We start from the raw sequence: 20,547 nt of genomic DNA on the forward strand, positions 1-20,547 counted from the left end.
AACGTCCGAACCAATCACGCCCACGCGGTGGTAGCCGCAGCGGCGACGCCGGAGCGCGTGATGAACGATTTCAAATCGTGGGCAACGCGGCGGCTTCGCGATTCGGGCCTCGTCGATCGATCGGCGAAGGTTTGGTCGCGGCATGGGAGCACACGCTACCTTTGGGACAAACGAGCCGTAGAGGCTGCTTGCTGCTACGTTGCCGAAGGGCAGGGGCCGGATTTGCCTTGAAACCGCGTTGGACGCTCCCTGACGGTCGCGGCTCGGCGAAAGGGTCTCTCGCCCAGCCGCGACGACCCAGCCGCGACGACCCAGCCGCGACCGACCGGCTCACCGACCTCTCCGATCCACCGTGGCTAGTCGACTTCCCTTCCCATGAGCCAACCGACCCCCTACCAACAGCTCGCCCTCTCCTCGCGCGTGCGGCTCGCGCTGGCCGCGGTGCTGGCGGTGGTTGTGTTCGTCCGCGCGTGGCAGCTGGCCGACCCGCCCGAGCCGCTGCGGATCTCGGAGGAAACGACGCTCATCACCGAGCCGCTCGCCGCCGACGGCTACCCCGACTACGTGGCCGCGCTGCTAGAGCGGATGGGCCGCGGCACGCCGCCGAGCCAGAACGCGGCGGTGGAGGTGTGGCGCGCGATCGGCTCCGGCGAGGTCGATCCGGAATACCGCGAAGCCCTCTTCGCGGAGATCGGATGCCCCGTGCCCCCCGAGGAAGGCCTGCTCGAAGACTTCCGCGGCGACGCCCTGCGGAACGAGATCGCCGACTGGCTAGACGAGGAGAACAAGGGGGCGTTCGACCGCGAGTTGTTGCTGGAACAGGCCGACAAGCTGCTCGACACCCTCACCCGACGCCCCCTGCCGGTCGACTGCCCGCCGCTCCAGGCGTGGTTCGACCGCAACCGCGAGGGTCTCGACCTGCTCGTCGAAGCATCACACAAGCCGGCCTACTATTCTCCGCCACCAAATCTGCTCACGAACCCGCCCGATCAGCTCTACGCCGCGCTGCTAACCGACAAATTCGGCTTACGTGATGCAGCGCAGCCGATCGCCTCGCGGGCCTCAATCCGCTTGGACCAGGATACGACGAGTGGTGCAATCGAGGGTACGTACGCCCTGCTTCTCCACGGCGACCAATTGATGCAACAGCCGCTGCTCGTAACCAACCTACTGGGCGTTTCAATCCGTCAATACGCCTTTAATTTTGCGAACATACTTGTTGATGGCTGCGATGACGCCGAAGTCCTAGAAGCTCTTTCAAACGTCGTAAGGGCGTCAGGTGTGCCGGATTTCGCAAAACGTGCCCTTGCCTTCGGGGAACCGGCCGCGTTGCTTGACGAAGTATCCGGCGTGCTTCTTCGACACAGACCGTCGGTTGATGAGTTGTTGACGCAGCAGCTACGCGCGTTGGACGAACTAGGCATCGAGCCAAACGTAGTCTTCGGCAATGTCCGCTCGTGGCTGAAACACTTGGAGTCGGCCGCTAGTTGCCCAGATCGGGTAAGGCGCAAGGAACTCGCCGAGCGTCGCGACGAAGAGTTAGACAGCATGATGGACCAGTTTGGAACCCGGAGCGGCATCCTAGCCCTGATCTCTCGCAAGAAACGCAGCGAGGTTGCCGCCCGCACAGTGATCGTTCTGCTTTCCCCAGTAGTCCGCGTAATCACCACCGCCGAAGACGAAACCTACACCCGCCAGCAGCTCACCCTCCTCGCCGCCGCGCTCAAGCTCCACCGCGTCGAGCACGGCGCGTACCCGGCCACGCTCGACGCGCTCGACCCCGAGCTGCTCGAATCGCTCCCCACCGACCCGTTCACCAACCGGCCCTTCCGCTACCAGCGCCGCGGCGAGGGCTTCGCCCTCTGGAGCCTCGGCCCGAACGGCATCGACGACGGCGGCACGGACGCGCGGGGCCACTTCGTCGACGGCGAGCACGCCCCCGTCGACTGGTACAACGAGCGCGAGCCCCGCGACGGCGCCGACGACCTCGTCGTCCGCCTGCCGATCCCGCCGATCGAGTTGCCCGACCCGCGGTAGGGCCTGCCCGGGGGCCCCGTGGTAGACTGTCGCGCCGGTTAACGGCCGCCAACTCCCCTCTCGCGGAGACTCTCATGCCGCGCTTGCTTGTGTTGACGCTGGCCGTCACGCTGTGTGTCGCTCACGCCGCCGCCGCGCCGACCGCGCGGAACGTGGTCCTCATCATGGCCGACGATATCGGCCTCGAGTGCTTCGGCTGCTATGGCAGCGAGCAGCACCACACGCCGCGGATCGACCGTCTGGCCGAGACCGGCCTGCGGTTCACCAACTGCTTCAGCCAGCCGCTCTGCACGCCCAGCCGCGTGAAGATCATGACCGGCCAGAGCAACGCGCGGAACTACGTCGGCTTCGGCTACATGGACCCTGCGCTCGAGACCTTCGGCCACCGCCTGCAAGCAGCCGGACGCCGCACACTCTGCGTGGGCAAGTGGCAGCTGCACGGCTTCAACTCGGCGCCCGCGGTGCGTCGGCTGGGCGCGGGGCTGCTGCCCGAGCAAGCGGGCTTCGACGACTACTGCCTGTGGCAGATCACGAACCGCCCCAAGCGCTACTGGAACGCGCTGCTCGAGACGCCACGCGGCGAGTTTGTCCTCGGCCCTAATGAGTACGGGCCCGACTACTGCGCACGGGTCGTGTGCGACTTTATCGACGCCCATGCCGACGAGCCGTTCTTCGTGTACTACCCGATGATGCTGGTGCACGCCCCGTTCCTCCCCACGCCCGACTCGCCCGACCGCGCCGAGCAGGACCGCCAGGAGAACTTCAAGGCCATGGTCGCGTACATGGACCGCCTCGTCGGCCGGATCGTCGACCGCGTCGAAGCAAGCGGCCTCCGCGAAGAAACGCTCGTGCTGTTCACCGGCGACAACGGCACGAACCGCAAGATCGTGTCGCGTCTGGAGGGCCGGACCATCCGCGGCGGCAAGGGCCTCACCACGAGCGCCGGCGTGCGTGTGCCGCTCGTGGCGAGCTGGCCCGGCGTGGCGCCCGCGGGCGGGGTGACCGACGCGCTGGTCGACTTCTCCGACTTCTCGCCGACACTGTCCGACCTGGTCGGCGCCGAGCACCCGGAGTGCGACGGCCACAGCTTCGCCCCGCTGCTCCGCGGCGAGTCGTTCGATGGCCGCGACTGGGTGTACTGCTACCACTGGCCCCGCCCGACCCGCCCCGACACGGCGCCGAAGCGGTTCGCGTGCGATGCGCGGTGGAAGCTCTACGACGACGGCGCCTTCTACGACACGTCCGCCGACCCGCTCGAAGAGACCCCACTCGACCCCGCCGACCTGCCGGTCGGCGCCAGCGCGGCCTATGAAAAACTCACCGAGGCGCTCGCCAGCATGCCGAGCGAGGGGCAGCGCGTCGTGCGCGCCGGGGAGTAGGGTGAGGATGTAGCGTGCCATCCCGCGAAGCGGGAAGGCGCCGCCTCGCTTACGGATAATCCCGTTGCTCAAACTCAACGAGCAACTGATCAGCCACTCGAATGTGAGCGAACGCCCCTTCTGTAACGTCGACTGACACGACGGCGTCGAAACCGCGACGATTAAGCTCGGCAACGGCGTCGTCGATCGAGCTGACACCAATCTCGATTGTGTGCTCATCCGTCGATAGAACGTGACGAACGAATGCGAACGACATACTACCGCGACTGAGGATGGCGTAGTCGTCCGTTGCCATATCGCCGGACTCGCTTGTCGTCACTGAAAAGCCGAGGACCCGTTCAAAGAATTCGACGTACGGCGTCGTTGTCCTTACACGCAACAGAGGTCGGCCGTAATTGATGTGCATTATTGTTCCCGAAACGGCCTGACTTCATCGGTGTAGGTCGTCATCCCGCGAAGCGGAATCGCACCATCCGTAAGGCAGAGCGATAATCGGTGCGATTCCGCTTCGCGGGATAGCACCCTACCAGTCACCGATTGCGTCGCTCAGTTCATCGCCACGTCCGGCGCGGTGCGGACCTTCGCGCTGTGGGCCTCGAAGTAGTCCGCCTGCTCGAAGCCGAACGCGCCGGCGATCAGGTTCGTCGGGAAGCTCTGGGCCAGCTCGTTCAGCTCGCGCACGTTCGCGTTGTAGAACCGGCGCGACGCGGCCAGGCGGTCCTCGGTGTTGGCCAGCTCGCGTTGCAGCGCGAGGAAGTGCGTGTCGGCCTTCAGGTCAGGGTAGTTCTCGACGACCGCCATCACCCGCTCGAGGCCGATGGCGAGCGCCGTCTCGTCGACGGAGCGGTCGGTCGCGCTGGCGTGCGGCGCCATCGCGCGGCTGCGGAGCTCGGCGATTTGGGCGAGCACCTCACGCTCGTGCTTCGCGTAGCCCTTGACGACCTCGACCAGGTTCGGGATCAGGTCGTACCGCCGCTTCAGCTCCACGTCGATGTCGGCCCAGCTCTCACGCATATGCGTGCGGCACCGCACGAAGCGGTTGAAGTTCACGATCAGCCACACCGCGAACAGCAGCAGCGGGAGCCCAACAACGGCGAGCATCACGATCGCGGGTTCCATCGCAACTTTCGATCCAACTGCGGGAGCGTTTGATCAAACTGTGGGAGGGGTCTCTTGACCCCGATTACGGTTCGCTAGCGGCTCTCGGAACCCCTGCCGTAATCGGCGCGTGGAGACGCCTCCCAGAGGGCGGATCAACTCCCTAGTACGTGACCTCGGAACTCAGGCGGTCGACCACGTGCCGCGGCCACTGGTCGAGGAACGCGCGGGTCCACGCGATGTTCGCCCGGAACTCGTCGGGCGTCCAGCAGCGGGTGTCGACGACGACCAGCAGCCGGCCGCGGTCCAGTTGCACCGAGCGGGGCGACTCGCGGAGCAGGAACTCGATCATCCGCGGGTCGATGACGTCGTACGCGAACCGCTGGTCGCGGCTCTTCACGTGGAAGCGGTCGCTGAAGGCCTTCGACTCGAAGTCGATGTCGTCGAAGCCGATCGCGCCGGCCACCTTGTCGAAGAAGTGCTCCTTACGAACCGCCAGCGTCGGCGTGGTGGCGAACGGCAGGTCGGCCAGCAGGTAGCTCAGGCGGTAGGTGGTCGTGGAGCGGTTCTTGCCGGAGTTGCGGGTGATCTTGTACCTGTAGTCGCCCGCGCACACGTCGACCGGCTTGCCGTGCATGCCGATCTGGCCGCGGAGCGTGTTGTACGCGGAGTGCGAGTGGCCTTGGTTGAGGTCCGAGAAGCGTCGCAGCCGGTCGGTCAGCGGGCCGTCGTGCGGGGGCTCGTACCGCCAGCCGACCTCGCCGGCCAGCCGCGTGAGCTCTTCGCGCCGCCGAACCGCTTGCACGTGCGCGTACCAAGCGATGAGGCCGCCTACCACGAGCAGGACGAGGATGACCGCGAAGGGCGCCACCGGCGGCATGTTGGTCGAAGGGAGGGGGCGCAGCGACTGGGACGACGCTGGTGATTCGTTGCGCGAGCGTGATTCTTGCCCGGGTTGCGGGGAGCTGCAACGGGTGATTCAGGCCGTGGGGCGGTTGGGTTAGACTTGCCAGGGGGCCGGCTCGGGCCGGCGCCCCTTCTCTCTTGACCTGTTCTCGTAAAGCCCTCGCTATGTCCCTTTGCCTGAGCCTCGGTCGGTTGCTGCTGCTTGTCGCGATGGTGGCCACGCCCGCCGTTGCCGCCACGGCCGGCGACGAACCGCCGAACATCGTGATCGTGTTCATCGACGACATGGGCTACGCGGACATCGGCCCCTTCGGCTGCGACGCCTACCCCACGCCCAACCTCGACCGGATGGCCGCCCAGGGGCGGGTGTTTACCGACTTCCACTCGGCGACGGCCGTGTGCAGCGCGTCGCGCGCGGCGCTGATGACCGGCTGCTACCCCGAGCGGGTCAGCATCCAAGGCGCGTTGTTTCCCGGCGCGCGGATCGGCCTGAATCCCGCGGAGGTCACGATCGCCGAGCTCTGCAAACAGAAAGGCTACGCGACCGCCTGCTATGGCAAGTGGCACCTCGGCGACCTGCCCGAATTCTTGCCGGCCGAGCAGGGTTTCGACGAGTACTTCGGCCTGCCCTACTCCAATGACATGTGGCCGTACCACTACGGCAGCCACGACCTGTCGGCCGGCGTCAAGCAGTTCCGCGGCGACGACTACCCGCCGCTGCCGCTCTACGAAGGAACCGAAATCGTCGACGCGGACGTCACGCCCGAAGACCAGGCGCGACTGACAACGCAGTACACGGAGCACGCCGTCGGCTTCATCGACCGGCACGCGGGCGAGCGACCATTCTTTCTCTACGTGCCGCACACGATGGTCCACGTGCCGCTGTACGTGTCGGACAAGTTCGCGGGCAAGAGCGGCGCGGGCCTGTACGGCGACGTCGTCATGGAGCTCGACTGGTCGGTCGGCCAGATCCTCGCGGCGCTCGAGCGCGGCGGCGTCGACGAGAACACGCTGGTCGTGTTCACCTCGGACAACGGGCCGTGGATCAACTTCGGCGACCACGCCGGATCCGCCGGGCCGTTGCGGGAAGGCAAGGGCACGATGTTCGAGGGGGGCTACCGCGAGCCGTGTGTGATGCGTTGGCCCGCGAAGATCCCTGCCGGCGGCAAGACCGACGAGCTGGCCACCACGATGGACCTTCTCCCGACGATCGCCGCTCTGATCGGCGCCGAACTGCCCGAACGCAAGATCGATGGCAAGGACATCCTGCCGCTGATGACCTCCGACGCCCCCACGCCGCACGAGGTCTTCTATTGCTACTACAACCGAGAGCTCCGCGCGGTGCGCGACGCACGCTGGAAGCTCCACCTGCCCCACCAGTACCGCACGCTCGACGGCCGCGAGGGGGGCGCCGGCGGTGTGCCGGTCGCTTACGACCAGGCGACGATCGGCCTCGAGCTGTTCGACCTCAAGAACGACGTCGGCGAAACCACCGACGTGGCGGGAGACCACCCGGAAGTGGTCGAGCGCATGCTCGCCCACGCCGAGAGGGCGCGGGCCGCGCTCGGCGACCGCCTGACCGACCGCGACGGATCGGAAGTCCGCCCCGCGGGCCACGTGCCGCTGCCGGAGCTAGAGCAGGCGACGGCCGGCGGAGAGTAAGGGGGGGCGGGGAGTAGGCCGGCTAGGGCGGGCGCGGTAGGTTGACATCTTCGCGCAATCCAATCGCCCTTCTGCGCAACGCGGCCAACCCGCCCTGCGCCCCACGCCCTATGCTCAAGCCCGAACAACTCCGCGGCGCCCACGTCGCGCTGGTCACGCCGATGAAGCCGGTCGGCGCCCTGATGGGGATCGACTTCGACAAGGTCTACACGCTCATCGACCGCGTGCTCGACGCGGGCGTGGCGGGCGTGCTGTTCGCGGGCACGACCGGACAGTCGGCCACCCTCAGCCACGACGAGCAGGTCGACCTCTGCACCCGGGGGATCGAGTACGCGCGGGGCCGCGCGGCGGACCTCGGGCGGAAGGTCGTGTGCCTGGCGAGCGCGGGCTCGAACTCGACCGACGAGGCGCTGCACCTGAGCGAGCGGATCACCCGCGCGATCCAGCCGGACGCGTTGCTGCACGTGACCGGCTACTACAACAACCCGCCGCAGGAGGGCCTCCGCGCGCACTTCACCGAGGTGGGCGACCTGGCCCAGCGGCTCGGCACGTCGGTCATCCTCTACAACATCCCGGGGCGGACCGGCAGCCGGATCGAGCCGGCGACGATGATCCGCCTGGCCGCGCACCCGGCGATCGTCGCCGTGAAGGACGCCACCGGCGACCTCGCGTCGCTCGACACGATCCGCGCCGAGACCGACCCCGACGCGTTCGCCCTGGTTTCCGGCGAGGACCACCTGGTCGTCGAGGTGATGCGCCGCGGCGGGGTGGGCGTGATCAGCGCGTCGGCCAACCGTTGGCCGGCCGAGTTCCAGCGGCTCACCGAGCTCGCCACGTCCGGCGACTGGGACGCCGCCGCCGAGCTGCAAGCGGCCCTCCAGCCGTGCGTCGACGCGGTGTTCGGCGTGAAGAACCCGATCCCGCTGCACCACATGCTCGGCGTCGGCATGCGGCGCCCGCTGATCCCGGTCGAAGAACTCGACCCGCCGAACCGCGACCGCGCGCTCGAGCTGATCAAGAAGGCCGAAGCGATCCAAGGATTTCCCCACGCCGCGCCGGCGGCGGTCTAGCTCAGGCGAACCCGACGCGGGTCGAGCGGGCAGCCGCCGATTCACCGCGTTCTCACCCGCGTCGGTCCTCTCAAATCCGCGTGAATCCGCCTCCCAACTTCCCATGACGGACATCCAATCTCTCGCCGAGCGTATCGACAAGGTCTGGGCCGACGAGGAGGCCGCCGACCTCGGGCCGGTCTTCGTCAAGCAAGCGCTCGACCTGCTCGACGCGGGCGAGGTGCGCGTCGCCGAGAAGCGTGGCGGCCAGTGGGTCGTCAACGAGTGGGTCAAGAAAGCGGTGCTGCTGCACTTCCGCTTCACCAACAACCGAGAGATGACCGCCGGGCCGATCGAGTGGTTCGACAAGGTCGGACTCAAGACCGGCTGGGAGCAGGCGCGGGTACGCAGCGTGCCGACCGCCATCGCGCGCTACGGCTCGTTCATCGAGCCCGACGCGGTGCTCATGCCCTGCTACGTGAACATCGGCGCGCGGGTCGGCTCGGGCACGATGATCGACACGTGGAGCACCGTGGGCAGCTGCGCGCAGGTCGGCAAGAACTGCCACATCTCCGGCGGCGTGGGCATCGGCGGCGTGCTCGAACCGCTCCAGGCCAACCCCGTCATCATCGAAGACGACGTGTTCCTCGGCGCACGCAGCGAGGTCGCCGAGGGCGTGATCGTCGAGGAGGGCGCGGTGCTGGCGATGGGCTGCTTCCTCGCGCAATCGACCAAGGTCTACAGCGTGCCCGAGGGCCGCGTGATCGAGCCGGGGCGGATCCCGGCCCGCAGCGTGTGCGTGCCCGGCTCGCTGGCGAGCAAAGACGGCTCGCACCACACCTACGCGATCATCATCAAGAAGCAACGCGACGCGAAGACCGACGCCCGCACCGCGCTGACGTCGATCCTGCGCGAGGGCCCGGCCGTCGCGTCGGAGTAGTCTTCTCTTTGTAGGGGGGCCCACGGATCGATCGAATCGCCGCGGATGAGACCCGCTTGGATTCGGTGGATTCGCGGGGGTAACCGAGTCCCGTGTGAGTGAACGCTCCGTGTCGATCCCACTCTTCCTCGCCGGTTTGCCGGGCAAGATGGCCGCCGAGGTAGCCACGCTAGCCGCCGCGTCGACCGACTTCCGCTTGCTGCCGCAAGGGCTCACCAGCCCGGTCCACGAGGGGGAGCGGCTCGCGCTGGGCGCCGACTGGGTCGAGCTCATCGGCGACGACTCGAGGGCGAGCGTGTCGCTGCCGGCCGACACGGTCGCCGTCGACTACACCACGCCCGACGCCGCCCTGGACAACGCCCGCTGGTACGCCGAAGCGGGCGTGCCGTTCGTGATGGGCACGACCGGGTTCGACGCGGCCGCCGTACGCGAAACGGTCTCACGCTCCGAGGCGTGCGCCGTCGTCGCCCCGAACATGGCCCCGCCGATCGTGCTGCTGCAAGCCGCGGCCCGTTGGCTCGCCGAGTCGTTCCCCGGCGCGCTGGCGGGGGCCGAGTTGTCGGTGCGCGAGAGCCACCAGCAGGGCAAGCGCGACACGTCCGGCACCGCCAAGGCGCTGGTCGCTTCGCTCAACGCGTTGGGCGTCGGGTTCTCGGTCGACGCGATCGACAAGGTGCGCGACCCCGAGCTGCAAAGATCCGAGATCGGCGTGCCGGAGGAGCACCTCACCGGGCACGCGTTCCACCGGTACGACCTCTCGGCCGCCGCCGGCACGGTCGGCCTGGTGCTCGAGCACAACGTGCTCGGCCGCCGCGTGTACGCCGAAGGGACGCTCGCCGCGGCGCGGTTCCTCAGCCGCCAGATCGGGTCCGGCGCGCGGGGGCGCGTGTTCTCGATGGAGGACGTGCTGCGCGGCGGGTAGCCATTCCGCCCCGCAGCAGCCGCCGTGGTATACTACGGACATGACCACCGCATCGCTGCTGGACCGGGTCTTCGACCCCCTCGCCGACGCCCTCACGCCCGAGGCGGCGGCGCGAATCGTCCAGATGCGAGCGGACGACGCGGTGCAGAACCGAATCGATCACCTCGCCGAGAAGTGCAACGAGGGCTTGCTCAGCGAGGAGGAGCAGCGAGAGTACGACGCCTACATCCAGGCGATCGACCTTATCAGCATCGTGCAGTCGAAAGCCCGGCAGGTGCTGAAGAGGGATCCCACCTAAATGGACTCGGCACGGCGCGACGACGTTCGAGAACGCGCCGGCCACCAGTGCGAGTACTGTCGCCTGCCTCAGTCGGCTCAGCCGTGGGCGCGGTTCCATATCGAGCACGTGATTCCGCGTCAGCACGGGGGCAGCGACGAAGCCGACAACCTGTGCCTCGCCTGCGGCCACTGCAACCGACACAAGGGACCGAACGTCGCCTCGATCGACGCGGTGACACAGCGGCTAACTCGGTTGTTCGACCCGCGCCGAGATAAGTGGACGGACCATTTCGAGTTCGCAAGCAACCTGGTTGTAGGAAGGACGGAAGAGGGGCGGGTAACGGTCGCTCTGCTGAAAATGAATGCTCCCAATCGCGTCCAGCTGCGCGTCGAGCTGGCTAGCGAAGCGCGAGAAGCAGACGGGGGTGTATGAATCGCCAAGGCGCGTCGCGCGAGTGCGGAAGCTTCTCATAACCGCGCCGTAACGTCGCTTCCTGCTGCCGTCCGGGGCGCCCCGACTGCTCGCACCGTTCGAGCTGACCGACACATTGCAGGTCAGGTATCTTTGGCGGAACTCCAAACGCCGGCTAATACCCCGACCTTCCCATGCCACAACCTCCCTTCCCACCCGGCGTCGTGCCGGTCGGCCATCCGAACCACGGCCCGCCGCACAAGCCCTTCTTGATCGCCTGGGGCATGTTGACGGTCGTTATTTGGTTCATTGGCTTCGGCCTCATGACGCTCGCCGGCGCGGCGGCGGTGGCGATCGACCCCGGCGGCGCGCACCGGGAGGCCTTCACCGGTTGGCGGTGGGGCGTCGCGCTGGGGGCGGTGCAACTGGTCCTCTCTTGCGTCGTTTTCCGCTGGATCGTGCAGAAGTTCGTCCTGCCATCGGCGTAGGCCGCCGGGCTGTGGCGCGCCGAATGCGTGGGGTGGCGCCCATCGCGACCCAAGGCCTTCGCCCCATCCCTGCCATGCTCACCTACCCGTGCCGCTGCGGCGCCACCCTGTTCTTCGAGAACGTCCGCTGCCTGGCGTGCGGGCGCGACTGCGGGTGGTGCGACGCGTGCCGGCGGGTGGTCGCCGTTGAGCCAACGGACAACGGCGCCTGGCGCTGCGCCGGCCAGGGCTGCGGCGCGACCCTGGCGTTCTGCAAGAATCGCACGCAATACGACGCGTGCAACGCGCTGGTCGACTCGCCCGGCTCGTTCTGCCGCAGCTGCCAGGCCACGACGCTCGCGCCGAACCTAGACGACCCCGAGCTCTTGGGCCGCTGGCGCGCGATGGAGACCGCCAAGCGTCGGCTGCTGTACGGCTTGGACACGCTCGGCATCGGGTGGGAGGCGAGCAACCCGCCGCTCACGTTCCGCTTCCCGGCCGACACCGCCGACGAGCACCACACCACCGGCCACCAGGACGGCGTCGTCACGATCAACCTCAAGGAGGCCGACTCGGTCGAGCGCGAGCGGGCGCGGCAGCGCTTCGGCGAGCCCCACCGCACGCTGATCGGCCACCTCCGCCACGAGGCGTCGCACTGGCTGTGGCAGGTCTTCGTCCAGGGCCAGCGCGAGGGGGAGTTCGGGTTCGTGTTCGGCGACCACAATCGCCCCCCCTACGCCGAGGCGATGCCCCGCTATTACGAGCAGGGCCCGCCCGACGACTGGCAAGAGCGTCACATCAGCCGCTACGCGGCCAGCCACCCGTGGGAAGACTTCGCAGAGACCGCCGCGTTCTACCTCGACATGCGCGCCGTCCTCGAGACGGTCGCCCACCAATTCGGCTACCACCCCCCGGCCGGCGACGACGCCGGCGCCCTGCTGGCGACCTACCAACAACTCGGCGTCGGCCTGAACGAGGTCAACCGCGCGCTGGGCCTCACCGACGCGTTGCCCGAGGTCGTCAGCAAGCGCGTGGCCGACAAGGTCGCCTGGGTGCACGAGTTGCTCTCTCAAAACACACCGGCTTGGCCCAACGGGGCCGGCACGGGCCGCGCCCCCGCGCCTGCCGCCGGGCCGTCGCGACGCGGCGCGGCGGGGCCGGGCCGGTAGCGCGTCGCGGCGCGCGACGGCCGGTCAGCGCGCGCCGCCGCGGCCGCTGCGGTCGTGGCAGGCCACCCCCGACACCGCCCGAGGAGGAAGGATGTCTTTGCTGCTGTACGCGGCCGCCGTGGTGTTGCTCGCCATCGCGCTGTGGGACGCGTTCGTCACGGTCTTCAGCGCGCAGGGCTGCGGCCCGGTCACGGCCTTCTGGACCAGCCGCCTGTGGCGCGCGGCGCTCGCGGTCCACGAGCGGCGGCCGATGCACCGGGCCCTCTCGATGATCGGGCCGACGATGCTCGTGCTGTCGGTCCTCGTGTGGTACACGCTGCTCGCCAGCGGGTGGGTCTGCCTGTTCATGGCCGACGCCGACTCGCTGATCGAAACGCCGAGCAAGGACCGCATCACCTCGTGGGGGCAAACGGTCTACTTCGTCGGCGTGACCCTGGCGGGCGTCGGGTACGGCGACTACGTGCCGGCGCACTTCCCCTGGACGCTGCTGAGCAACCTCGCGGCGTTGTCCAGCGCGGTCGTGCTCACGGTCGCGTTGTCGTACATCCTGCCGGTCGTGTCGGCGAGCATCGAGCGCAAGTACCTCGCGCGGCGCGTCTTCTCGATCGGAGATACGGTCGAGGCCTTCATCGACCGGTGTTGGTGCGGGCCAGACAGCGGCGCTCTGGACGACTACCTGCTCGACGTCGTGGGCGAGATCGACCGTCACGCGCACAAGCACCTCGCCTACCCGGTCCTCCACTACTTCCACAGCTCCGACCCGAAGGAGTCACCCGGCAGGGCGGTGCTGCTCCTCTCCGACGCCGTCTTCTTGATCGGCGCCGGTTCGGCCCGCGCGGCGGGCCCGCCCCGCTCGATGCTGAGGGTCATCAACTCGGGCATCGACAACTTCGCCGATCTGGCCACGACCGGCGCTTCCGGCAAACGCCCGCGTAGCGAGCGGGCCGAGCTCCCCGACGGGCTGAGCGTGCTGGAGAAACTGGGCCTGCCGACGGTCGATCGGCGGGCCTTCGACGAGCGGGTCGCGCAGCACGCGGCGCGCCGGCTGCGGCTCGTCGGACTGTGCCGTGGGGACGGCTGGCGCGACTGCTGATCGGCGGGTTCGCGACCCGTTCGCTTCTAGCGGCGGCTCCGGCGCTTGCCGGCGATCGCCTCGGTCGGCAGCGCGAGCAGGTCCACGGCGATGTCGGCCACGATCGCCCGCCCCTTGGTGAGCCACGCCGCGGCGAACGCCCACACCGCGACCCACTCCATCCAGAACAAGAAGTTGTAGCGGTTGAGCCACTGCTTCAGCCCGCCCGGCGGCAGCAGCAGGTAGCCGGCCATCGCCAGCGTGCTCAGCAGGATCACCACGCCGCTGCCGACGTACACGAGGTTCCGTTCTCGCTCGTGGGGGGCGGGCTCGCGCCGGTCGCCGCGCGACGTCGGGAAATGGTACAGCGAGTAGAAAGCGAGCGTCGTGAAGAACACGCCGCCGGCGAGCGAGTGGACCCAGCCGACCCAAGTGCCTTGGTAGAGCGGGTCGGCGCCCGCGTCGAGCGGGAACAGGGCCACGCCCAAGGCGGCGAGGCAGCCGACGTTGGCCGTCCAGTTCTCGATCCAGTCGTAGCCCTCGTAGCACCACAGGAAGATGCCGATCGCGAACAGCGAGCCGACGAACACGTCGCGCATCGGCGTGTGGTAGTAGCTGCTGAGGTTGTCTTGGATCTCCACGCCGTACAGCAGCCAGCCGAGCGGCCCCAAAGCGACCGGCAGCAGCAAGCCCACCGCGCCGATCGCGCGTCGCACCGCGCGGTACGACACCACCAGCGGGCCGGCGCCGGGCGGTAGGGGGGGCATGCGGCGAGGGACGGGGGACGAGGGACGGGGGACGAGGGACGGGGGACGAGAGCGGTGGCCCGGGCGGGCTGCGGGTGCGCTGCGGGTGGGGTGGCCTTTTGATGGGGCGGCGCGTCGGCCCGGCGGGATAATCTTGGGCCGCGGGGGGCGCGCTGGGCGGCGGTTGAGGCTTTACTCGCGCCGGGGGTGTAACGCATGCGCAAGGGCTTGCCTAGCAAGCGTTTAGGGTCGATTTCGTTACAGTTTAGCGTGACACCGACGTTTCGGAGTGTGTGTCGCGTTTCAAACGAAACGCAGGCCGCTTTTTTGCAATTGGTCAGTCTGTTCGCTACGGCGCGATGCGGTAGGCCTCGACTTCGAACGGGTTGTCCCGATACGCCCGCCCGCCCCGCAGCCACACCCAGACCGACGCGCCGAGGTACGCCGGGCCCATCAGCGGGCCCCAGCGTTCGAACTGACGGACATGGACCAACTCGTGCGTGTGGGCGAAGTCGAGCGAGTCGATCGTTTGCCCGAGCACGGTGTGGCCAAGTGTGAAAGCGGCCGTGTTCTTGCCGGTGGGCAAGCGGCGGACCACCCACTTGGCGAACCCGCCGGAGAACTCGAGCACGCCGTCGAGCCGCCGGACCCGACCGCCGGTCGCCAGCGCGACAAGGCCCACCGCCAAGCCGAGCGCCGTGTACGGCGAAGCCCACGCGTACCGCCCCGCTCGGCGGATCACAGCCCGTGCTCCTGAGCCAGGCGGGCGAGCAGCTCGTCGCTCGGGTACTCGCTCAGGCGCCAACGCTCGGGGTACAGGTCCATCGGCTCGAACCGGTCGGCGAGCTGTTCGCGGAACCGATCCCACGGCACGCGGGCCACCGGCTTGAGCCGTTGGTCGCTGAGCACCACGTACTCGACCTCCGGCAGCCACGCGCCGAGGCCGTACGCGAGCACGGCGAAGGTCTCGAGGCCCCCCTGCCGCTCGACGGCCTGGTAGGAGCTCACCATGGCGTCGGCGCCGTCGGCCTGGAGCTGCTTTTCGAGCCGGGCCTTCTGCTCCTGGTAGTCGCGGCCGATCGACTGCACCTGGAGCAGCCGCCACGCGGCGTAGGCCGGGTGGTCCTCGGCGGGCAGCCACGGCGCCCAGCCGTCGTCGGTCAGGCGGAACAGCCGGCCGGTGATGGCCCGCTCGTGCTGCAGGTCCTGCTCGACCAGCGCGGCCAGTTCGACGAGGCCTTGCTCGTCGTCGGCGCCGACCACGTACAGACGCTCCCGGTTGGGCACGGCGGCGATCGCCGGGCCGTCGGTCTCCATCTGCTCGATCAGGTCGGTCAGCAGCAAGCGGCTCGCGTCGTACGCGTCGCCCACGGCCAGCGCATAGAGAGAGCCGAGTTGGGCGTACTGGGTGGTGGTCTCGGCCAGGTTGTGCCGGGCCACCTCCATCGCCTCGTAGAACGAGACCCCCCACTCTTGGAGCTGCTCGGCGCTGACGGTCTGCATGGCGTGGGGCAGGTCGTACACGAGCGTGGCGGCGAGGTGCTCGCCGACGACCTCGTAGGGCAGCTCGGTCTGCTTGTCGCCGCCGGCGAGCAGCTCTTGCAGGGCCACCGCGTACGACCGGGCCCGCAGCGAAGGGAGCAGGTCCGCGCGCACGTCGGCGAAGTCGGCGGGCGCCTCGAGGCCGGCCGTGTGCCAGGTCGCCAGGAAGGTCCGCAGCACGGCCTCGCGGGCGCCGCGGTCGGCCCGACAGTACTCGGCGTACAGGTTGCCCAGGTAAGTCTGCCGCGACTCGCCGCGGAGCTGGAACGCCTCGCGGTCGTACTCCAGCGGCCGATTGTCGCCGGATTGGCGGATCCGCTTGATCGCCAGCTTCGCGAAACGGTCGGGACTCGGGGGCCGATCGGTCAGCCGGCGCCAGAAAGCCATCGGGTCTCCTCGGAGGGCGGGGCGGGCGTCGATGCGACGCGACGGGGGCAAGGCTTCACGACGGCCACAGCAGCGTGAACGCGGCCGCGGTCGCCGCCGCGTAAGCGACTCCGTCGACGAGGTCCATCAAGAACTTGCGCCGGAACCAGATGATCGTAGGCACGCCGGCCGCCGCGTGGGTGAGCACACCGGCGGTGAAGGTGAACCGGAACACGTCGACCGGCGCGGCCTCGCGCGGCAGAGCGATGCTCGCCAGGTAGCCGATCAAGAACGCGGCCAGAAGGAAGAAGCCGAGGGTCATCGCGATGTTCCTCGCCATGCTCGGCTGGCGCCGCCAGAGGATCAACATGCCGCGGCACTTGGCCGGGTCCTTGTCGTCGGCCGCCCCTTCGGACAACAGGAACTGGTCGCCGGGCCGGGCGCCTTGGTCCTGCAGGGCGGCGCCGAGCGGGCCGCCGGCCGGCAGGTGGCGCCACTCCGGCCGGTGGTGCGGCGCCACGGTCCAGGCGAGGGTGCTCAGCACGTGGACCGCCAGGGCGGCGGCGAGGATCGGCAGCCAAAGGTCCGAAGGGCTCAGCGGCGTCATGGGCGAGGGCTCCAACCAATAACGGCCGGGGGGAGACGGGAGGCCGACGCGGCCGCCGGTCGGCCATCATGAGCCATACGCGGCCACCCGGCCACTCCGCCGCCAGTTTACGGCCGGCAACAGTTCGACCTAGATTTGTGGGTCGGGCGGCCCGCCGGGCTGCTTTCCCGAGTCGACCACAGAACCCAGGACCCGCCACTATGACTCGCCCCACTTCCACGAGCTTCGCCGCCACGGCTGCGGTCCTGCTCGTCGCCGCGATGCTCGCCAGCGAAGCCGCCGCCCACTGCCAGGTCCCCTGCGGCATCTACGGCGACCAGCGTCGCTTCGAGGAGATGCTCGAAGACACCGAGACCATCACTAAGGCGATCGGCCAGATCGAGGAGCTCTCCGGCACGCACGACGCGACCGGCCACAACCAGCTCGCCCGCTGGGTCGTGACCAAAGAGGACCACGCCACGAACATCCAGCGGATCATCGGGGATTACTTCATGGCGCAGCGGATCAAGTCGGACGCGTCGGGCTACGGCAAGACGCTCGCGGCGGCCCACAAGGTGATGGTCGACGCGATGAAGGCCAAGCAGGCCGCCGACCCAAAAACGGCCGACAGCCTGAAGGAGTCGATCCTCGACTTCTACAAGGCCTACACGGGCAAGGAGTACCAAGCGGCCCACACGCACTAATCCACGCCGCCGCGCGGCCCACGCCGCCAAGGAGCCGCTGAGCGTGCCGAAGGTCTTGCACGTTATCGAGGACCTCGAGTGCGGCGGCCACGCCGAGCAGCTCCGCCTGGTCGCTTCGGCAACGCGGGCGGCCGGTGAATCGGTCGCCGTGGCGTCGCTGCGGCGGCCGGGGCCGGTGGCGGCGCCGCTCTGCGCGGCCGGCGTGCCGGTGGAGTGGCTCGGCTGGCGGTCGGCCGTGGACCCCTACGCAGCGGTTCGCCTGCGGCGGCTGGCCCGGCGGCTGCGCGTCGACGCGGTGCAGACCTGGGACGCGGCTTCCGACAGGGCGGTGAGGTGGTCGCGCGCCGGCCGGGGTAAGGCCGTGTGGGCGGCCGTCGACCGCGGTGGCGCCGCTGGCCCGCGGCGGCGACTGGCCGGGGCAGACCTTGTGTTTGGGCCGTACGAAGCCGCCGACGGCGCGGCCTCGGCAGCCGGCCGCTTGGTCCGCACGCCTAACGCGGTCGACCCGACGATCGCCGGCGCCCACACCGATCGGGCCGCGGCGCGCGAGCGGTTGCGGGCGGGGGGGATAAGGCTGGGCGACGACGCGGTCGTGATCCTCGCGGTGGCTCGCCAAGAATCGCCCGAGGCGGTCAGGCAGCTGGCTTGGGCAGCCGACCTGATCCGGGTGGTGAATCCGGCGATCCGGTTGCTTATCGCCGGCGGCGGACGTGGGTCGGCTGCGGCTCAGCGGTTCGCCGCGGCCGCGACCGAGCCGGGGCTTGTCAGCTGGCTAGGGCCGTGGCCCGATCTGCGCGACCTGTACGCCGCTGCCGACGTGGCTTGGTGCTCTGGGTCGGGCGGACCGCAGTCGACGCCGGCGCTGGAAGCCTGCCTGGCGGGCCTGCCGCTGGTGGTCGCCGGCGCCGCCGCGGCGCCGATCGACGGGATAATCGTGGCGGACTTGGCGGACCGTGCTGGCTGGGCGCGGGCCACGCTGGCTGCGTTGAAGTCGCCAAGGACGGCGCCGCCGGCAGCCGCCTTGGCGGACCACGCTCCAGACGTGGTCGCCAAGCGGCAAGTCGAAGGGATAGCGGAGGCCATGAGCCGGCCCCGCTGTTGACGCGACCCGTGGATTAGGTGGTCGCGTCAGAAGTGCGGGCGAGCACACGGAAGTGCGAGGTGTCGATCACCGGCGGGCTCCAGACAGAGTCCTGCTCGTCGGGCAGCTGGTCGCCGACGAACCGGCGCCGCTTCTCGCTGCGGGTCCAAGCCGAGCGGATCGAAGCGCACGCCTGGGCGATCTCGGCGGGGCTCGGTAGGTAGTCGATTCGACGCATGTCGTCCGTGGTGGGGTTGGGCTCGTCTAGGTGCTTGCAGCTAGCTCGCATCATCGTGCCTCCTGGCCTTCTCGGTCCGGCGCCTGCCATCGGGTGAGGGCGAGGGTCGCGTCTGCGGTTGCGGTTGCGGTTGGACTCCGCGGCGGCGTTGGGGGTTCCCGTAGCGGTTGAAGATCCGGTTGGCCGCCGAGGCGGGCCGGCTATTGCGAAAAGGATGCCGAACGAATGTGACGATCGTGTGTAGACAGCACGATAAGCGTGTGAAGTCTCCGGCTCGACCACCGGCTTGGCTATCGTCCGTGGCCGGGATGACAGCGGTGTGTCACGCTGCGGCGGCCGCCGGTCGATCTCCCCTCGTCTGTGCTGGCGGCGGGGGATCGGTAAACTAGGGAGCGGTTGGCGACCGACTTACACCGATGGCGGCGGACTCTTCTTCAGCGGCGTTCGCTGTGCGAGCCCGGTTTCGCTGGTCGCGACGCGACAGCAGCGCAGCCACCGCCGAGCAAGGAATCTCTATGAACGACGTCTTGGCGGTGGTTTTGGCCGGTGGCAAGGGCTCTCGCTTGGAGCCTTTGACCCGCGATCGGGCCAAGCCGGCGGTCCCGTTCGGCGGCAGCTACCGGATCATCGACTTCACGCTGTCCAACTGCCTCAACAGCGGGATGCGGCGGATCTTGGTGCTCACGCAGTACAAGGCGATGAGCCTGGACCGGCACATCACGCTCGGCTGGCGGGGGTTCTTCTGCCGCGAGCTTGGCGAGTTCGTCGACGTGGTGCCGCCGCAGCAGCGGATCGACGAGAAGTGGTACCAAGGAACCGCCGACGCGGTGTACCAGAACATCTATTCGCTAGAGAAAGAACGCCCCAGCCACGTGGTGATCTTGGCCGGCGACCACATCTACAAGATGGACTACGCGAAGCTGATCGACAGCCACAAACAGAGCGGCGCCGAGCTGACGATCGCCGCCCTGACGGTCACCCGCGACGAAGCGCGGGCCTTCGGCGTGATGCAGGTCGACAGCGAGAACCGCGTCATCGGCTTCGAAGAGAAGTCGCCCGATCCCAAGACTATCCCCGGCGACCCGGACCACTGCCTGGCGTCGATGGGCATCTACGTGTTCGACGCGCCGTTCTTGTTCGACGAGCTCTGCCGCGACGCGACGCTGCCCGAGTCGCACCACGACTTCGGCAAGAACATCATCCCCGCCATCATCAACGACCGCCGGGTCTTCGCGTACCCGTTCCGCGACGAGAACCACGGCGGCCAAGCCTACTGGCGCGACGTCGGCACGATCGACGCCTACTACGAGTCGAACCTCGAGCTGACGAACGTCGAGCCGCAGTTGAACCTGTACGACGATCACTGGCCGATCCGCACCCACCAGCCCAACCTGCCGCCGGCAAAAACGGTGTTCGCCGCCGGCCCCGAGGCGGGCGGCGAGCCGCGCCGCGGCGAGGCGCTCGACAGCATCGTCAGCCCCGGCGTGATCCTCTCCGGCGGCGAAGCGCGGAAGTGCGTGATCGGCCCCAGCGCACGGATCAACAGCTACGCCCACGTCGAAGCGTCGATCTTGTTCGCCGGCGTGAACGTCGGGCGGCGCTGCCGCGTGCGGAGGGCGATCATCGACAAGGGGGTCGAGCTGCCCGAGGGAACCGAGATCGGCTACGACCACGACGCCGACCGCGCGCGGGGCTTCACCGTGTCCGAGGGGGGCGTGGTGGTGATTGCCAAGACCGACGGCGTGTTGCCCGTCGGCTAGCAGCCGGTCGAGAATCGCCTTCCTGGCGTTTCTCAACCTCGCCAAGCTCGGAGCAAGCTCTTCGCGGCAGGCAAGACGTCCGCTCTCGGCCGACGTTCCGGCGCCGCCGTCCTGGGGGGCGACCCAGGCCGC

General features: G+C 68.9%; 23 protein-coding genes. 15 read left to right on the forward strand and 8 right to left on the reverse strand.

Annotated features, from left to right (window positions below; translation table 11 throughout):
* From RIC11_RS14970 to RIC11_RS14980, 3 genes are all read left to right on the forward strand, one after another.
* The coding region (locus RIC11_RS14970; protein WP_350212693.1) for a hypothetical protein at positions 1 to 231 on the forward strand (231 nt) is incomplete at its 5' end.
* Between the two features lie 144 nt (positions 232 to 375).
* A complete protein-coding gene (locus RIC11_RS14975; protein ID WP_350212697.1) occupies positions 376 to 2,037 on the forward strand; it encodes a hypothetical protein in 1,662 nt (553 codons plus the stop codon).
* 74 nt (positions 2,038 to 2,111) lie between these two features.
* On the forward strand, positions 2,112 to 3,416 hold the full coding sequence (locus tag RIC11_RS14980) for a sulfatase family protein (RefSeq protein ID WP_350212698.1): 1,305 nt from the start codon (positions 2,112 to 2,114) through the stop codon (positions 3,414 to 3,416).
* 49 nt (positions 3,417 to 3,465) lie between these two features.
* On the opposite strand, the gene RIC11_RS14985 is transcribed toward RIC11_RS14980, so the two are convergent.
* The 3 genes from RIC11_RS14985 to RIC11_RS14995 form a co-directional block, all read right to left on the reverse strand.
* Positions 3,466 to 3,822 carry a VOC family protein gene (locus RIC11_RS14985; protein WP_350212700.1) on the reverse strand — a complete coding sequence of 119 codons (357 nt, stop codon included), beginning with the start codon at positions 3,820 to 3,822 and terminating at the stop codon, positions 3,466 to 3,468.
* A gap of 140 nt (positions 3,823 to 3,962) precedes the next feature.
* Positions 3,963 to 4,535 carry a LemA family protein gene (locus tag RIC11_RS14990; protein ID WP_350212702.1) on the reverse strand — a complete coding sequence of 191 codons (573 nt, stop codon included), beginning with the start codon at positions 4,533 to 4,535 and terminating at the stop codon, positions 3,963 to 3,965.
* Between the two features lie 142 nt (positions 4,536 to 4,677).
* On the reverse strand, positions 4,678 to 5,385 hold the full coding sequence (locus RIC11_RS14995) for a hypothetical protein (protein WP_350212713.1): 708 nt from the start codon (positions 5,383 to 5,385) through the stop codon (positions 4,678 to 4,680).
* A 200-nt stretch (positions 5,386 to 5,585) separates the two neighbouring features.
* On the opposite strand from RIC11_RS14995, the gene RIC11_RS15000 reads away from it, so the two are divergent.
* The 9 genes from RIC11_RS15000 (at position 5,586) to RIC11_RS15040 (ending at position 13,413) form a co-directional block, all read left to right on the forward strand.
* Complete coding sequence (locus tag RIC11_RS15000; RefSeq protein WP_350212714.1) at positions 5,586 to 7,082, forward strand: sulfatase family protein; 1,497 nt, start codon at positions 5,586 to 5,588, stop codon at positions 7,080 to 7,082.
* 110 nt (positions 7,083 to 7,192) lie between these two features.
* A complete protein-coding gene (dapA, locus tag RIC11_RS15005; protein WP_350212716.1) occupies positions 7,193 to 8,152 on the forward strand; it encodes a 4-hydroxy-tetrahydrodipicolinate synthase in 960 nt (319 codons plus the stop codon).
* Positions 8,153 to 8,255: 103 nt separating this feature from the next.
* Positions 8,256 to 9,071, forward strand: a complete 816-nt coding sequence (locus RIC11_RS15010; RefSeq protein ID WP_350212718.1) for a 2,3,4,5-tetrahydropyridine-2,6-dicarboxylate N-succinyltransferase — start codon at positions 8,256 to 8,258, stop codon at positions 9,069 to 9,071.
* Positions 9,072 to 9,165: 94 nt separating this feature from the next.
* Positions 9,166 to 9,993 carry a dihydrodipicolinate reductase C-terminal domain-containing protein gene (locus RIC11_RS15015; RefSeq protein ID WP_350212720.1) on the forward strand — a complete coding sequence of 276 codons (828 nt, stop codon included), beginning with the start codon at positions 9,166 to 9,168 and terminating at the stop codon, positions 9,991 to 9,993.
* A 40-nt stretch (positions 9,994 to 10,033) separates the two neighbouring features.
* The gene (locus RIC11_RS15020) at positions 10,034 to 10,291 is read left to right on the forward strand and encodes a hypothetical protein (RefSeq protein WP_350212722.1); all 258 of its coding nucleotides are present in this window, start codon (positions 10,034 to 10,036) and stop codon (positions 10,289 to 10,291) included.
* On the forward strand, positions 10,292 to 10,705 hold the full coding sequence (locus RIC11_RS15025) for an HNH endonuclease (RefSeq protein ID WP_350212724.1): 414 nt from the start codon (positions 10,292 to 10,294) through the stop codon (positions 10,703 to 10,705).
* A gap of 173 nt (positions 10,706 to 10,878) precedes the next feature.
* Positions 10,879 to 11,172, forward strand: coding sequence for a hypothetical protein (locus RIC11_RS15030; RefSeq protein ID WP_350212725.1), 294 nt, complete (start codon positions 10,879 to 10,881; stop codon positions 11,170 to 11,172).
* Positions 11,173 to 11,246: 74 nt separating this feature from the next.
* Entirely contained in the window at positions 11,247 to 12,320 is a 1,074-nt protein-coding gene (locus tag RIC11_RS15035) for a putative zinc-binding metallopeptidase (protein ID WP_350212727.1), read from the forward strand.
* 91 nt (positions 12,321 to 12,411) lie between these two features.
* A complete protein-coding gene (locus RIC11_RS15040; RefSeq protein ID WP_350212729.1) occupies positions 12,412 to 13,413 on the forward strand; it encodes an ion channel in 1,002 nt (333 codons plus the stop codon).
* A gap of 26 nt (positions 13,414 to 13,439) precedes the next feature.
* On the opposite strand, the gene RIC11_RS15045 is transcribed toward RIC11_RS15040, so the two are convergent.
* From RIC11_RS15045 to RIC11_RS15060, 4 genes are all read right to left on the reverse strand, one after another.
* The gene (locus RIC11_RS15045) at positions 13,440 to 14,159 is read right to left on the reverse strand and encodes a hypothetical protein (RefSeq protein WP_350212731.1); all 720 of its coding nucleotides are present in this window, start codon (positions 14,157 to 14,159) and stop codon (positions 13,440 to 13,442) included.
* Positions 14,160 to 14,487: 328 nt separating this feature from the next.
* Positions 14,488 to 14,880 (reverse strand): hypothetical protein, encoded by a 393-nt coding sequence (locus RIC11_RS15050; protein ID WP_350212732.1) that lies wholly within the window; start codon positions 14,878 to 14,880, stop codon positions 14,488 to 14,490.
* Positions 14,877 to 16,067 (reverse strand): DUF1444 family protein, encoded by a 1,191-nt coding sequence (locus RIC11_RS15055; RefSeq protein WP_350212734.1) that lies wholly within the window; start codon positions 16,065 to 16,067, stop codon positions 14,877 to 14,879. Before RIC11_RS15055 ends, RIC11_RS15050 begins: the two co-directional genes overlap by 4 nt.
* A 55-nt stretch (positions 16,068 to 16,122) precedes the next feature.
* Entirely contained in the window at positions 16,123 to 16,653 is a 531-nt protein-coding gene (locus tag RIC11_RS15060) for a hypothetical protein (RefSeq protein ID WP_350212736.1), read from the reverse strand.
* Positions 16,654 to 16,853: 200 nt separating this feature from the next.
* Here RIC11_RS15060 and RIC11_RS15065 point away from each other — a divergent pair, with 200 nt between their 5' ends.
* Positions 16,854 to 17,336, forward strand: coding sequence for a superoxide dismutase [Ni] (locus RIC11_RS15065; RefSeq protein ID WP_350212738.1), 483 nt, complete (start codon positions 16,854 to 16,856; stop codon positions 17,334 to 17,336).
* A 43-nt stretch (positions 17,337 to 17,379) separates the two neighbouring features.
* Positions 17,380 to 18,438 carry a glycosyltransferase gene (locus tag RIC11_RS15070; RefSeq protein ID WP_350212740.1) on the forward strand — a complete coding sequence of 353 codons (1,059 nt, stop codon included), beginning with the start codon at positions 17,380 to 17,382 and terminating at the stop codon, positions 18,436 to 18,438.
* 13 nt (positions 18,439 to 18,451) lie between these two features.
* On the opposite strand, the gene RIC11_RS15075 is transcribed toward RIC11_RS15070, so the two are convergent.
* The gene (locus tag RIC11_RS15075) at positions 18,452 to 18,706 is read right to left on the reverse strand and encodes a hypothetical protein (protein WP_350212742.1); all 255 of its coding nucleotides are present in this window, start codon (positions 18,704 to 18,706) and stop codon (positions 18,452 to 18,454) included.
* Between the two features lie 464 nt (positions 18,707 to 19,170).
* Here RIC11_RS15075 and glgC point away from each other — a divergent pair, with 464 nt between their 5' ends.
* A complete protein-coding gene (gene glgC, locus RIC11_RS15080) occupies positions 19,171 to 20,415 on the forward strand; it encodes a glucose-1-phosphate adenylyltransferase (RefSeq protein WP_350212743.1) in 1,245 nt (414 codons plus the stop codon).
* The last annotated feature ends 132 nt before the right edge of the window (positions 20,416 to 20,547 follow it).

The organism is Botrimarina sp. (assembly GCF_040219535.1).
Lineage (GTDB): Bacteria > Planctomycetota > Planctomycetia > Pirellulales > Lacipirellulaceae > Botrimarina.

Bases quoted from the DNA above. Each gene is read 5' to 3' on its own strand.
- RIC11_RS15000 (WP_350212714.1), top strand. From the start codon at position 5,586: ATGTCCCTTTGCCTGAGCCTCGGTCGGTTGCTGCTGCTTGTCGCGATG.
- RIC11_RS15040 (WP_350212729.1), top strand. From the start codon at position 12,412: ATGTCTTTGCTGCTGTACGCGGCCGCCGTGGTGTTGCTCGCCATCGCG.
- glgC (WP_350212743.1), top strand. From the start codon at position 19,171: ATGAACGACGTCTTGGCGGTGGTTTTGGCCGGTGGCAAGGGCTCTCGC.
- dapA (WP_350212716.1), top strand. From the start codon at position 7,193: ATGCTCAAGCCCGAACAACTCCGCGGCGCCCACGTCGCGCTGGTCACG.
- RIC11_RS15010 (WP_350212718.1), top strand. From the start codon at position 8,256: ATGACGGACATCCAATCTCTCGCCGAGCGTATCGACAAGGTCTGGGCC.
- RIC11_RS14980 (WP_350212698.1), top strand. From the start codon at position 2,112: ATGCCGCGCTTGCTTGTGTTGACGCTGGCCGTCACGCTGTGTGTCGCT.
- RIC11_RS15065 (WP_350212738.1), top strand. From the start codon at position 16,854: ATGACTCGCCCCACTTCCACGAGCTTCGCCGCCACGGCTGCGGTCCTG.
- RIC11_RS15075 (WP_350212742.1), bottom strand. From the start codon at position 18,706: ATGCGAGCTAGCTGCAAGCACCTAGACGAGCCCAACCCCACCACGGAC.
- RIC11_RS15060 (WP_350212736.1), bottom strand. From the start codon at position 16,653: ATGACGCCGCTGAGCCCTTCGGACCTTTGGCTGCCGATCCTCGCCGCC.
- RIC11_RS15055 (WP_350212734.1), bottom strand. From the start codon at position 16,067: ATGGCTTTCTGGCGCCGGCTGACCGATCGGCCCCCGAGTCCCGACCGT.
- RIC11_RS15035 (WP_350212727.1), top strand. From the start codon at position 11,247: ATGCTCACCTACCCGTGCCGCTGCGGCGCCACCCTGTTCTTCGAGAAC.
- RIC11_RS14975 (WP_350212697.1), top strand. From the start codon at position 376: ATGAGCCAACCGACCCCCTACCAACAGCTCGCCCTCTCCTCGCGCGTG.
- RIC11_RS15020 (WP_350212722.1), top strand. From the start codon at position 10,034: ATGACCACCGCATCGCTGCTGGACCGGGTCTTCGACCCCCTCGCCGAC.
- RIC11_RS14990 (WP_350212702.1), bottom strand. From the start codon at position 4,535: ATGGAACCCGCGATCGTGATGCTCGCCGTTGTTGGGCTCCCGCTGCTG.
- RIC11_RS14985 (WP_350212700.1), bottom strand. From the start codon at position 3,822: ATGCACATCAATTACGGCCGACCTCTGTTGCGTGTAAGGACAACGACG.
- RIC11_RS15030 (WP_350212725.1), top strand. From the start codon at position 10,879: ATGCCACAACCTCCCTTCCCACCCGGCGTCGTGCCGGTCGGCCATCCG.
- RIC11_RS15025 (WP_350212724.1), top strand. From the start codon at position 10,292: ATGGACTCGGCACGGCGCGACGACGTTCGAGAACGCGCCGGCCACCAG.
- RIC11_RS15045 (WP_350212731.1), bottom strand. From the start codon at position 14,159: ATGCCCCCCCTACCGCCCGGCGCCGGCCCGCTGGTGGTGTCGTACCGC.